We start from the raw sequence: 12,310 nt of genomic DNA on the forward strand, positions 1-12,310 counted from the left end.
TGCCGACTACGGCAAGGTCGCCGCACAACACAGAGAGGAATCCGAAGTGAATCAAGCTTCGCCCGGAGGGCAGGTCGTGATCGTGACGGGGGCGGGACAGGGAATCGGCCGGGCTGAGGCGCTTGCGTTTGCCCGTCTTGGTTCTCGTGTCGTAGTCAACGATGTGGCGGTAGAGCATGCCGATGCTGTGGTCAGCGAGATTGCGAAACTCGGAGGCCGAGCGGTTGCCAGCTACGACTCGGTTGCGACCGCCGAGGGCGGTGCGGCCATTGTCGACCTCGCTCTGAGCCGGTATGGCACCGTGGATGTCGTGGTTAACAACGCTGGCTTCCTGCGGCCGGCGCTGTTCGAGGACCTAACGGTGGCCAACATCGAGGAAATCATCGACGTCCACCTCAAGGCGGCCTTCTTCGTGACACAGCCGGCGTGGCGTGTGATGAAGAGCAATGGCTATGGCCGTGTGGTGATGACCGGTTCGAGCGCCGGAATGTTCGGGCAGGGCGCCAACAGCAACTACTGTGCGGCCAAGGGAGGAGTCTTCGGGCTGACCCGGGCACTTGCTGTCGAGGGAGCTGATCACGGAATTGGCGTGAATCTGGTACTTCCCTTTGCCTCGACCACGATCAGCGCCAGCAATCCCATCCCGGGCATCAGCGTGCAACGGGAACGATACGGCGGTTCCTATGACGGCAGACTGGCGGAGCGTCGCACGGTGGATTCCGTTGCACCGTTGGTTGCCTATCTCGGCAGTCCCGAGTGCAGCCTCTCCGGCGAAGTATTCTCCGCGTGCGCAGGACGCTACGCTCGGGTGTTCGTGGGAATCGGGCGGGGGTGGACGGCGCCCGACGTCGACCTCGTTTCACCGTCAACGATCTCCGAGCATCTATCCGAGATCAGAGTGGCGGAGCCGTATATCGAACCCGAAAACATATTTGCTGAGGTCGCTGAAGTCGCGCGCGCACTGTAAGTGCTAGGCGCAAATACCGGCGCCGCAGATCAGAATAGGGTGTTGCCCCGTATCCATCCGTTTCGCTGGAGACGTCTCGCCGGGGCTACCGAGAGCCGCCCTCCGTCGCGGTGCGAGTGATGAGGAGGTAGCACAGTTGTGGCGCGAAGCGATGTGGGACAAAACGCCGGCCACGCTATCGACTCGGACGGATTCGAGTCGCAGAAGCGCACCATGGGGGCGATCGGTGGCTGAGTGGTCCGGTACTACGCGGCTGCGGCGGAGTCCCCTCGGCGCAACGACGGGGCCGTGCAGACACGAGAAGGTGTGAGGCTCGGAGAGCTCTAGGACGCGCTAGGTGCGCTGCACGGCCCACAGATGGAGCGGGTCCTGGCAGTCGCAGCCGTTGTGCATGATGACGAGCTCACCCGAGACCGGCACGTGCCGGTGTGGAACGTTGTGGTATCACCACCACCACCGCGGAATGACATCATGATTGCGAGGAATCAATGAATCCGGACGACAAGGACATATTCGACTTCGCGCGTCTGTGGATACCCTATGGTGGGCCATGTCGCGGGGACATCCTGGTGAAGTTCGGCATGACACCGTCCCGTTTCTACGGGCACCTCACGCGAATTGTCGAGGAGGCCGGAGTAGCGCTGCTGTCGCCCGAGGAGAGGCGGTTCCTTGATCGCCTCAACGCCCATTCCAAGTCGACCGCGCCGAGGAAACCGCCCAGAATAAATGCTGAATCATCACGCAGTGCACCGTAGATCGACACTGGTGCCAACATACCTCGTCGGGTGGGTGGCAGCAGCTAGGGTGCTGAGACCGTTCCGACCGACACGTCCGCCCATGCAGGTAGGGTGGCCTCACCCGCATGCGGATGCGAAGTCGCACGGTGCTGGGCTGAGACTTCGCCGATTCGTCGTTAAGAAACCCCCGCGTCGACATTCCACCCGGATCGGGAGAGCCTCATGACTGTGGCGGGACTTCCCGTTTACTCAATTGATGGCAATGAGTGATCACCACTTTCACCCCACGTTGGCGCAGCTCCGTGCCTTCGCTGCAGTAGCCGACCACCGGCACTTTGGCGGTGCTGCAGCGTATCTCGGAATTAGTCAGCCCGCACTCTCGCAGGGACTGGCAGTACTTGAGGCTGGGCTCGGGGTGCAGCTGATTGATCGCAGCACCCGTCGGGTGACTGTTACCGGCGCCGGTATGCGTCTCCTACCGGCGGCGGTGCGGACACTGGAGTGCGCCAACATGTTCGTTGCGGCTGCCTCAGATGAGGAGGGCCAATGGTTCGAGCCAATCCGGATCGGTTTGATCCCGACCGTCGCGCCCTATTTGCTTCCGGCAATGTTGCCCGCGTTGCGCAAGAGGTTTCCGGGCCTGCGTCTCTCTATAGTCGAGGACCAGAGGGCTGGGCTACTGGAGGCGCTAGGAGCCGGCATTCTGGACGTGGCCGTGTTGGCTTTGCAGGAGATGGCTTGCAGCGGCTGTGTCGAGATCGAGCTCTATTCTGAGGATCTCATCTTGATTGTCCCGCAGGGTGACCCGATCGCCGGGGAGTTGGGCCTACCGTTGTCCACACTGCGTGATCTGAAGCTGCTCCTGCTGGAGGAGGGGAGTTGCTTGCGCAACAGTACGCTGGATCTGTGCCGCTCGGTCGGTGCGTTCGGTGTGGCAGCAGACTCCAGGTTCTGCTCGCTAGCGACGGTCGTGCAGTGTGTGTTTGGCGGCCACGGGGCTGCCTTGGTGCCTGAGTCGGTCGCCGAGATCGAAACGCAGAACGTCGCCGTGGCGGCCGCGAGATTCGCCTCGCCCGCGCCAAGTCGGACCGTCGGGCTCGTCTTCCGGAGTTCGAGCGGTCGCAGTGAGCAGTACCGGCGGCTCGCCGCGGCATTGGCTGAGACGAGACTTGGAGCGGAGCCCGTCCCGTGCGCTCCCTTAGCGGATGTCCCGCAGGCGCAACAAGCTCCGGCTTCAACATAGCGTTGACGCTACTTTGGATTGGGCGGAGATCATGATTGTATAGTGGGCTTTCTTCTCTGACGGTTGCGGTCCTTCCGGATTGATCGCGGGTTGGTGCATCTTTCCGGTCGCACCGCCGTCCTTCCCGTCGAGCTCGACATCTGTGTTGCTACGAGGCTGTGTTGTTACGAGGCGATCCGCGCGACCCAGCTGGTCGACGCGCTGCCGCAGGGCGAACTTGTTAAATGCAACACAAAACGAACTTACGTACGTTAGGGTGGGCCTGTGGACCAACTGAACGTCTCCGCGCAAGACCTCACTGAGCGACTGGCTGGCACAGGCTACCTCGCCGACCCAGGCCTTGGCACCGCGCTCTTCCTTGCGTGCAAGATGCACAAACCGCTGTTCTGTGAGGGCGAGCCGGGAACTGGAAAGACTGCTCTGGCAAAGGCGCTCGCTGAGGCGCTCGATCTGGAGCTCATACGGTTGCAGTGTCACGAGGGGATCGACATCTCCCAAGCGCTGTACGACTGGGACTTCGGCCGTCAGCTGCTGCACCTGCGTGCCCTCGAGGCGGCGAACACGAGCCAGCTCGACGCCGACGAAGCCGAGAAGTCCTTGTACGATGAGCGATTCCTGCTCGATCGACCTTTGCTGCGGGCGCTTCGTTCGGCGCCGTGCGTGTTGCTGGTCGACGAGATCGACCGCGCGGACGACGAGTTCGAGGCGTTCCTGCTGCAGATCCTCGACGAATTCGCGGTGACCATCCCGGAGTTGGGCGAGGTTAGGGCGAGCACCGCACCTCTGGTGGTGCTCACCTCCAACCGGACCCGCGACGTGCACGACGCGCTCAAGCGCCGCTGCCTCTACCACTGGCTGGAACATCCCGATATGGAACGGGAGATCGCGATCCTGCGCAGTCGCGTCCCGGAGCTGAGCGAGTCGCTGGCGCACCAGGTGTCCCAGGCGGTGGCCAAGCTGCGGAAGATGGCATTGCTCAAACCGCCAGGTGTCGCGGAGAGTATCGACTGGGCCTACGCGCTGCTCGCGCTCGAACGGGACGTGTTGGACGCGCAGACAGCGGCGACCACCCTCGGCGCGGTGTTGAAGTTCCATGAGGACACCGATCGGGTCATCGCCGCAGGGCTGGACTCCCTGCTGGCCGGGTGAGCCATGGACCCGCTGCCCGGCCTGATCGGCTTCAGTCGCGCACTCGCCGCGTCGGGGCTGCGGGTGAACATCCATCGCAACCGCACGTTCCTGGCCAGCATCGAGCACGTGGACCTCGCCGATCCGCAGCAGCTGTACTGGGCCGGCCGCGCTTCATTGTGCGCGGAGCCGGACGACTTTTCGGTGTACGACAGGGTGTTCTCCAGCTGGTTCGGTGTGTCCCGGCTGAGTGCGCCGCCCGTTGACTTGCATGAGCAACCCCACCGCAGCAACCTCGCCGCACTGACCTCTGAGCACGCTGAGCAACAGGAGGGCACCGAGAACGCGCTGCAGACCGCCGCACAAGACATCGAGGTGCTTCGACACCGTGACCTTGCGGAGCTGAGCACGACCGAACGGGCTCACCTCGAGACGCTGCTGACAGTGCTGGACACCCGGCCACCCCGGCGGCGCAGCAACAGGTTGAGACCGAACAGGCGGGGTGAGCTGGACCCGGGTCTGACCCTGCGGCGGATGCTGGCAACAGGCGGTGAACCGGCGCACCTCGCCTACCGCAACAAACGGCAGAAGCCGCGCAGGGTGGTGCTGCTGATCGACGTATCCGGCTCGATGAGCGCGTACTCGGATGCGCTGTTGCGGTTCGCGCATGTGCTCACCCGCGCTGCCCCGGCAAGCACGGAGACGTTCACCTTCGGAACCCGGCTGACCAGAGTTAGTCGGGCGCTGCGGGTCAGGGACCCCGAACTCGCCCTCGCCGCTGCCGGGCATGCGGTGCCCGACTGGGCCGGCGGGACCAGGATCGGCGAGGCCATCCAGTTATTCTGCGACCGCTGGGGGCAGCGAGGAATGGCCAGGCGGGCGGTCCTCGTGGTGTTCTCCGACGGCTGGGAACGCGGTGACTGCGCGCAGCTCGGCGAACAAATGACGCGGCTCAGTCGCCTCGCACACCGGGTGTTCTGGGTTAATCCGTATTCCGGACGCGACGGTTACCAACCGGTGCAATCCGGTATCGCCGTGGCTCTGCCCCATGTGCATGCCTTGCTTGCCGGGCACAGTCTTTACACATTGGAACTACTGTTGAAGAAGGTGCGCGATGCGTGAACTCTTGGATGAAGTGCTGCGTCGGACCTCTCGCGGCGAGACCCTCGGGCTCGCCACCGTCGTGGCCACCTTCCACTCGGCCCCGCGTGAGCCCGGTGCGGCGATGCTGGTCGCCGCGGATGGCACCGTGAGCGGCAGCGTCTCTGGCGGATGTGTCGAGGGTGCCGTCTACGACCTGGCCAGCGAGGTCGTCAACCACGAGGTTCCGGTGCTGCAGCGTTACGGTGTCACCGACGAGGACGCGTTCTCTGTCGGGCTCACCTGCGGCGGGATCCTAGACGTGTTCGTGGAGAAGATCGTCGATGCACCATGGCTCCGGCTACTCGGCGATTCGGTTGCCGCCGAACGGCCGGTCGCGTTGGCCACGGTGATAGAACATCCCGATCGGGCGGTGCGCGGTGCTCACCTGCTGGTGTGGCCGGACGAGCGGTGGGGTTCCCTCGGCTCGGAGAGCGCCGACGAGGCGGTCACCGATGACGTGCGGGGGGTGCTGGCAACCGGGCGTAGCGTCTCGCTGCATTATGGTCCGGCCGGCCAGCGCCGCGGCGAGGGCATGACGGTGTTCGTCTCGTCGTACGAGCCGCAACCGCGGATGCTGGTGTTCGGCGCGATCGACTTCGCAGCCGCGCTGGCGCGGCTGGGCTCGTTCCTCGGCTACCGGGTGACCGTATGCGATGCACGGCCGGTGTTCGCCACCGCGAGCCGGTTTCCAGAGGCGGACGAGGTGATCGTCGACTGGCCACACCGATACCTGGAGAAGGAGCTCCAGGCGGGCAGGTTGGATCGGCGCACCGTGGTCACGGTGCTGACCCATGACCTGAAGTTCGACATTCCGCTGTTGTCCGTCGCGTTGCGTGCCGACCTTGGCTACGTGGGCGCGATGGGTTCCCGGAAAACTCACGCAGACCGGATAAATCGCCTGCGCGAGCAGGGGTTCAGCTCAGCAGAGCTGGAACGCCTGTCCTCGCCCATAGGCCTCGATCTCGGCGCGCGCACCCCTGAGGAGACTGCGGTGTCGATCGCCGCGGAAATCATTTCCCTGCGCTGGGGCGGCCAGGGTGTGCGTCTTTCCGCGCTACAGGGCCCTATCCACCGCGACAGCGCGGTCGTACGGTGACCGTTCCCCGGCAATTTGTGTACAAATTGGTATCAGTGTGTGGTGGCCGTGGCCCGTCCAGATTACTTAATATGGGTGTCGCCGTGGAAGTGAAGTACCGCTAGACGGTTTCGCGACTGATACCGAATCCGTTTGCCCCGGGAGGCTCTGGCTTCGCCACCGAGACCCCTCGGTGCAGGCGAGGTGATCGGCGACAGAGCCGTGCGTCCCGGATGCTATTGATCCAAACTCGGAGAGCGGCGATCCCCGTCACTGGGCAGGGCGACCTCGAGATGCGGCTCGCGCGGCGATACATGACTACTGTGATTTCCAGCTCATCGACACGCGGTTATACTTTCCTCACCGCCGGATTCGGATCATTGCTAATCAGACTGCAGCTCAATACCTTTGGTCTCCTTTACGGAGAAGACTGTCACGAGGGTGAGGACTGCACAGAATACGAAGTACCCTGCGGGTGCGAGCGAGTTTCCGGTGGCGTCGATCAGCCAGGTCGCGATGAACGGTGCTGTGCCGCCGAGGAACATGGTCGTGATGTTGTTCCCGAGCGCGAGCCCGCTGTAGCGCACCGAGGCCTTAAGCATCTCGGCGTAGGTCACATATGTGGCGCCGTTGACGACCGACACTGCGACGAATAGTACCGACTGGCCCACGACCGCCTGCCAGACACTGCCGCCTGCCATCAGCATGAACATCGGAATGCCCAGCACCACAGACGCCGCGCTGCCGGCGAAGAGCACCGGCTTGCGGCCGTACTTGTCCGCGAGATAACCCGAGATCGGAAGCGTGATCACACCCAGAACCAGCGCCAGCGAGGTGGACAGGAACGCCATCGACGAGGAGTACCCCCCTTGGGTCTGTAGGTAGGTCGCCGCGTACACCGAGGCAATGTAGTACCCACCCACGATGAGGGCACCGAGAAAAACGATCTTCAGAAGGCTCATGCCAGAGGTGCTCAAGAGCTCCTTCACGGGAATCTTCTTCGTCTCGCCCTTATCCGCCAACTCCTGGAACTGCGGAGTGTCCTCCATGGAGTTCCGGATCCAGATACCGACGACACCCATCATCAGGCTCAACAGGAACGGCACACGCCACGCCCAATGGAGGATCTGCTCGTGGGTGAAGATCGAGGTCAAAGCGAGCGCGACCAGCGAGGCCACCAGTGAACCCAGGTAGGCCCCTGAATTGACCATCGACGTTTGGGTGGCGCGCCAACGCGCGGGCGCCGATTCAGAGACGAATGCGTTGGCGCCGCCGATCTCGCCACCCGCAGCGAAGCCCTGCAAGCAACGCGCGAGCACGATTGTTAACGTGGCCCACACGCCAAGGGTGACATATGTGGGCATGAAGCCAATCGCCGCCGTGGCGAGCGCCATGAGAAGGATCGTCCACGAGAGAGCGTTCTTGCGGCCGTACTTGTCACCGATGTGGCCGAAGAAGATACCGCCGGGGATGCGAAGGAAGAAAGCAACAGCGAAGGTAGCGAATGTGCCAAGCAGTGCAGCGGTGTCATTCTCCGAGACGAAGAACAGCGAGGCGATGATGGTCGCCATATAGCCGTAGATGGCGAAGTCATAGTACTCGACAACAGTGCCCACCATGGCCGCCCGGATGACCTTGACGGGCGACTGGCGCTGCGGCTCTGTCAGTGCCGTATCGGCGATGCCCGCGGCTGGGGGCATGGCGTCTTTTCCAAACATCGGTGTCCTTAGCTTAGTTAGTGTCGCGTGTGGCAACACGATTGACGATGTCGGATTCCGACTGTTGTCGGGTCATGTAGCCGCACGGGACGAGACGCTGCAGGCGAACTCAGCCGTCCAGCACTCCGAGCAGCTCCAGGATCCGCGTAGGAGTGAGGGGCGTCTCGGCCACCCGGCCCCGTCCAACCTGCGCGAGTGCGTCATCGATCGCGCAAAGCAGCGCGGCCGGAGCGAGCACCGTGCCACCTTCGCCCACGCCGCGAGAGCCGATCATCTTGTCTGTCTCGAACTCCAGGTGTTCGATCTCGATCTCGGGAACATCCGCCGCCGAGGGCATTAGGTAGTCCATGAACGTCGACGACAAGTGCTGCCCGTCATCGCCGTAGGCGGAGTGCTCGTACATCATCCCACCGATTCCCATGGCGATACCGCCGATGACCTGGCCGTCGACGACGGCCGGGTTTATGACCCGCCCGCAGTCTTCGACGACGAGGAATCGGATGATCTCGACCATGCCCGTCTCCTGGTCGATCTCCACCCAGCATGCGTGGCTGGCCTGTGAGAAGCCGCCATTCTCGCCGTCGTAGCTGGCGACGTACTCAAGGTTCGTGTTCGCGCCTGGCGGCATCTGTTCGGGGGCGAGGTAGCACCCCATGGCGATTTGCGCCATGGGCACCGAAGCCCCGGGCGCGCCTTTCACTGCGACGATGCCGTTCTCGATCTGCAGGTCGTCCACGTTCGCCTCGAGCATGGCTGACGCGATGTCGAGGATCCGCCGTTTCAGCTCGCGGGAGGCGAGAACGATCGCGCCGCTGGCCATGGTCCCGGCGCGGCTAGCGCCGGTGCCAATCATCCCAAACGGCGTTGCGTCGGTGTCGCCCCAGACAACGCGGACGTCCTCGAATGCCACACCGAGTTCGTCACCGATCAGCTGGGCGAAGGTGGTCTCGTGGCCCTGGCCGTGCGGTACCTGCGGGGTGAAGACCGTAACTTTGCCGTCGATCTCGATCCGCATCCGGGCGGGCTCTGCGCAGAAGGGGAAACCGGCGCCAGCCCAGAAGTCGGGAGTGCCCGGCTCGGGGTTGATATGGGTGCTGAGCCCGAATCCGATCAGCCTGCCTTCGGCACGGGCTTGCTCCTGATCGCGCGCGATTGCGTCCAGGTCGATCCGCTCGATGAGCGTTTCGAGTGTTTCGGCGGCCGTGCAATTCTCGAGCGTGACATTGGTGATCATCTTGGTTGGCTGGTCGTCGAGCGTCAGCATGTTGCGCCTGCGCACCTCCACTGGCGAGATGCCAACCTCCTGAGCGATCTTGTCGAGCATTCGCTCGCGCACGATCGTTTCGACGGCACCGGGTCCCCTCAGGGAGACGTAGCTCGCCTTGTTGGTGGCCACGATTTTGTGACTGAACTGATAGGCGGGCAGGCGGTACGGCCCGGGGAGGCACATGCGCATGAGTCCGGGGAAGAGGGTGCTCGGTAAGTTGATCGGGTAGGCGCCGTGGTCGAGCAGCACCGCCACGCGCAGACCTAGCAGGGTGCCGTTGGACGTTACCGCCGCCTCGATGTTGACCTGCTCCTCGCGGGCTCCGCCAGCGGCGGTGAGATTCTCATGGCGGTCTTCGACCCACTTGAGCACCGCGCCGAGATGCTTCGCCGCAGCGCACAGGGCGACGTCCTCACGATAGACCGAGAACTTGAGGCCGAAGGAGCCGCCGATGTCGTTGGCGGTCACCCGGATCTGGTGGATTGGGTGGTTGATCAACTCCGCCAGGACGAACCGCAGGGTGTGGCTGGTCTGGGTGGAGGCCTCGTAGGTGAGCTGGCCTGTTCCACGGTCGAAGGTGGCGACGCCACCGCGCCCCTCCATCGGCACCGGCGCCCAGCGGTGCTGCGAGAAGCTCTCGGTGACCACATGGTCTGCCATGGAGAACGCGGCCTCGATGTCGCCGAAGAGTTGGTCGTCGGAGTGGATAATGTTGCCCGGCACATCATCGAAGAGCTGCGGCGCGCCATCGGCGAGCCCGGCGGTCGTGCTCATCACCGGCTCGAGGACCTCATATTCCACCGTGATCAGCCCAGCCGCGTCCTCGGCCAAATAGCGGTTCTCGGCCACGACCAGGGCGACAGGCTCGCCGACAAATCGGACTACGTCACGCGCGATCGCCGGATAGGACGGGCAGTGCAGGCCGGGGATGGGCAGCGCAAAGTTGAGGTCGTTGGTGATTGCGCTCATGTCGGCGCCCGTGAAGATATGCACCACACCCTCGAGTTCGCGCGCCGCGGTGACATCGATGCTGGTGATCCGGGCGTGCGCCACCGAGCTGCGCAGGAAGTAGCAATGCAGCATCGAGCGGTCCTGCACGTCGCTGACGTAGCGGCCCGCCCCGGTGAGGAGGCGGACGTCTTCCTTGCGTCCGATCCGTGCGCCGACCAGACCTGAGATTACGCCAGCCATCAGTGTTCCGTCTCCGTGGCGCCAGCGGCGGCGGTCCCCGCTGCCAGTGCCCGCTCAACGCCGTCGATGATTTGCTGGTATCCCGTGCAGCGGCACGTATTACCAGAGAGCTCCCTCCGGATCTGTGCGCGGGATTCGGGACGGGTGCCCTCGGCGATCATGGAGCAAATGGACATGACGAAACCGGGGGTGCAGAACCCGCATTGGAACGCGTTACTCTCGCGCAGGGCCTGCTGCACGGGGTGTAGCACGCCGTCCTTTGCCAGCCCCTCGACTGTCGTGATCTCGTGGCCGTCGACCTGCACTGCGAGCTGCAAACAGGAACGCGCAGCCTCGCCATCGAGCATCACGGTGCACGCGCCGCATACGCCGTGTTCGCATCCGAGATGGGTTCCGGTCAGCCCGAGATCTTCCCGGAGAAAGTCGGCGAGCGTGCGCCGGGCCTCGACGGTGGCGGTACGGTTTCTGCCGTTCACCGTCACTGTGATCTCACGTGTGGTCATCGGTTCTCCCGGGCGTGTGTGGTGGCGGAGGTCAGGGCACGGCGAATGAGCACGCCGGCGACGTGGCGGCGGTAGGCGGCCGAGGCGTGCAGGTCGGACGTGGGGCTGATGCCCTCGAGCGCGGCGGCTGCTGCGTCGGCAATGGCTTTCTCGACGGGGGCCTGTCCGGCGAGGGCGGCCTCGGCCCTGTTCGCCCGAACGGGGGTGGTACCCACCCCGGACACCGCGACCCGGGCCTCGGCGACCGTGTCACCGTCGAGACGTACGACTGCGGCGACGCCCGCCATCGCGAAGCCGACATGCTTACGGGATAGCTCCTCGTAGGCCGCGCCGGTGCCCGATGCGGCGGACCGGACACGCACAGCGGTGAGGATCTCGTCATCGGCAAGTCGGGTGCTGAAGGGCCCGGTAAAGAACTCGGCTGCCGGTATGACGCGCTCGCCGGCCGGCCCCTCCACGACAATCTCCGCATCGAGGCAGACTGCGACGGCTGGGAGCTCGGCGCCCGGGTCGGCGTGGGCCAGGCTCCCGCCGATGGTGCCGCGGTTACGGATCGCAGGGTAGCCGATGAGCCGGACAGCCTCGGCCAGAAGAGGGCATGCGCGGCGAACCACATCGGAGCGCTCCGCTGTGCGCTGCCGGACAAGCGCGCCGATGGTCAGCAGGCCATCCGCCTCGGAGATCTCGCTCAGCGCGGCGATCCCGTTGATGTCCACGATCCTGGTGGGGTGAGCCAGGCGGAAGTTCAGCTGCGGCATCAGGCTCTGTCCCCCGGCAAGGACCTTGGTGGCACCTCCGTCCGTGTTGGTCAGGGCCTCCACCGCCGCAGTCAGCGACGTCGGCGACAGATATTCGAAGGCAGCGGGTTTCATCGCCCACACACTTCCTTGTGCGACCTGCCACACGGCGCCGTTCGAGGGCTCCGGTCGGACCGCGAGCCCTGCGCCGCACGTCGTCCATCTTCCTCAAGTCTTGAACGAATCACTGGATTCTCCAATCGAAACGTGCGTTCGCCACGGCAAGCATGTCCGAATAACTAACGTACGTATGCACGGCCACGAACGTACATTTAGTCAGTTCTACTTGTCAATAGCCGCAGGTCGCTGCTATATCACGGAGTAGCCAAGGCGGCGACAGCGGGCTTCCCACCACATGAGGTCGAAGCGCTGCCGATCGGGCTCAGTGGTCTGCCGCGAAGATCTCAGACAATGGAGATCGCCAAATTCGGTCCGCGATCGCGGTGTGCTGGTAACTGTAGTAGACCTCGTTCGGGAAGCTGTAGTCGAGCGCCGAATGCCGCCGCCGTGAGTGGTAAAACCCGTCAATGTACTTCATCAG

Annotated in this window: 10 protein-coding genes and 1 pseudogene; 7 read left to right on the forward strand and 4 right to left on the reverse strand. The window is 64.1% G+C overall.

Annotated elements, in window-relative coordinates:
- Positions 1 to 46: 46 nt before the first annotated feature.
- From RJ1_RS25000 to RJ1_RS25025, 7 genes and pseudogenes are all read left to right on the forward strand, one after another.
- Positions 47 to 967, forward strand: a complete 921-nt coding sequence (locus RJ1_RS25000) for an SDR family NAD(P)-dependent oxidoreductase (protein WP_073364887.1) — start codon at positions 47 to 49, stop codon at positions 965 to 967.
- Positions 968 to 1,058: 91 nt separating this feature from the next.
- Positions 1,059 to 1,201, forward strand: a pseudogene (locus RJ1_RS46035) (GTP 3',8-cyclase MoaA); the annotation flags it as partial.
- Positions 1,202 to 1,455: 254 nt separating this feature from the next.
- Positions 1,456 to 1,722, forward strand: coding sequence for a DUF3263 domain-containing protein (locus RJ1_RS49335; RefSeq protein WP_073364889.1), 267 nt, complete (start codon positions 1,456 to 1,458; stop codon positions 1,720 to 1,722).
- Between the two features lie 244 nt (positions 1,723 to 1,966).
- Positions 1,967 to 2,947 carry a LysR substrate-binding domain-containing protein gene (locus tag RJ1_RS25010; protein ID WP_073364891.1) on the forward strand — a complete coding sequence of 327 codons (981 nt, stop codon included), beginning with the start codon at positions 1,967 to 1,969 and terminating at the stop codon, positions 2,945 to 2,947.
- A gap of 264 nt (positions 2,948 to 3,211) precedes the next feature.
- Positions 3,212 to 4,096: an AAA family ATPase gene (locus tag RJ1_RS25015; RefSeq protein WP_073364893.1), complete on the forward strand. Its 885-nt coding sequence runs from the start codon at positions 3,212 to 3,214 to the stop codon at positions 4,094 to 4,096.
- Positions 4,097 to 4,099: 3 nt separating this feature from the next.
- Complete coding sequence (locus tag RJ1_RS25020; RefSeq protein WP_073364895.1) at positions 4,100 to 5,197, forward strand: vWA domain-containing protein; 1,098 nt, start codon at positions 4,100 to 4,102, stop codon at positions 5,195 to 5,197.
- On the forward strand, positions 5,190 to 6,314 hold the full coding sequence (locus RJ1_RS25025; protein ID WP_073364897.1) for an XdhC family protein: 1,125 nt from the start codon (positions 5,190 to 5,192) through the stop codon (positions 6,312 to 6,314). The genes RJ1_RS25020 and RJ1_RS25025 overlap by 8 nt, the downstream gene beginning before the upstream one ends.
- 362 nt (positions 6,315 to 6,676) lie before the next feature.
- Here the strand turns inward: RJ1_RS25025 and RJ1_RS25030 are convergent, their stop codons facing one another.
- The 4 genes from RJ1_RS25030 to RJ1_RS25045 all read right to left on the reverse strand — a co-directional run bounded on the left by RJ1_RS25030 (position 6,677) and on the right by RJ1_RS25045 (position 11,844).
- Positions 6,677 to 7,993, reverse strand: coding sequence for an MFS transporter (locus RJ1_RS25030; protein WP_143048837.1), 1,317 nt, complete (start codon positions 7,991 to 7,993; stop codon positions 6,677 to 6,679).
- A gap of 127 nt (positions 7,994 to 8,120) precedes the next feature.
- Positions 8,121 to 10,469 carry a xanthine dehydrogenase family protein molybdopterin-binding subunit gene (locus RJ1_RS25035; protein WP_073364901.1) on the reverse strand — a complete coding sequence of 783 codons (2,349 nt, stop codon included), beginning with the start codon at positions 10,467 to 10,469 and terminating at the stop codon, positions 8,121 to 8,123.
- On the reverse strand, positions 10,469 to 10,972 hold the full coding sequence (locus tag RJ1_RS25040; protein ID WP_073364903.1) for a (2Fe-2S)-binding protein: 504 nt from the start codon (positions 10,970 to 10,972) through the stop codon (positions 10,469 to 10,471). The genes RJ1_RS25035 and RJ1_RS25040 overlap by 1 nt, the downstream gene beginning before the upstream one ends.
- A complete protein-coding gene (locus RJ1_RS25045) occupies positions 10,969 to 11,844 on the reverse strand; it encodes an FAD binding domain-containing protein (RefSeq protein ID WP_073364905.1) in 876 nt (291 codons plus the stop codon). Before RJ1_RS25045 ends, RJ1_RS25040 begins: the two co-directional genes overlap by 4 nt.
- Positions 11,845 to 12,310: the final 466 nt, after the last annotated feature.

Origin of the sequence: Rhodococcus jostii NBRC 16295 (assembly GCF_001894825.1) — a bacterium.
Lineage (GTDB): Bacteria > Actinomycetota > Actinomycetes > Mycobacteriales > Mycobacteriaceae > Rhodococcus_F > Rhodococcus_F jostii.

What these genes read in the sequence shown, in the direction of transcription:
- RJ1_RS49335 (WP_073364889.1), top strand. Translation starts at nt 1,456, where the DNA reads ATGAATCCGGACGACAAGGACATATTCGACTTCGCGCGTCTGTGGATA.
- RJ1_RS25010 (WP_073364891.1), top strand. Translation starts at nt 1,967, where the DNA reads ATGAGTGATCACCACTTTCACCCCACGTTGGCGCAGCTCCGTGCCTTC.
- RJ1_RS25020 (WP_073364895.1), top strand. Translation starts at nt 4,100, where the DNA reads ATGGACCCGCTGCCCGGCCTGATCGGCTTCAGTCGCGCACTCGCCGCG.
- RJ1_RS25025 (WP_073364897.1), top strand. Translation starts at nt 5,190, where the DNA reads ATGCGTGAACTCTTGGATGAAGTGCTGCGTCGGACCTCTCGCGGCGAG.
- RJ1_RS25030 (WP_143048837.1), bottom strand. Translation starts at nt 7,993, where the DNA reads ATGCCCCCAGCCGCGGGCATCGCCGATACGGCACTGACAGAGCCGCAG.
- RJ1_RS25035 (WP_073364901.1), bottom strand. Translation starts at nt 10,469, where the DNA reads ATGGCTGGCGTAATCTCAGGTCTGGTCGGCGCACGGATCGGACGCAAG.
- RJ1_RS25040 (WP_073364903.1), bottom strand. Translation starts at nt 10,972, where the DNA reads ATGACCACACGTGAGATCACAGTGACGGTGAACGGCAGAAACCGTACC.
- RJ1_RS25045 (WP_073364905.1), bottom strand. Translation starts at nt 11,844, where the DNA reads ATGAAACCCGCTGCCTTCGAATATCTGTCGCCGACGTCGCTGACTGCG.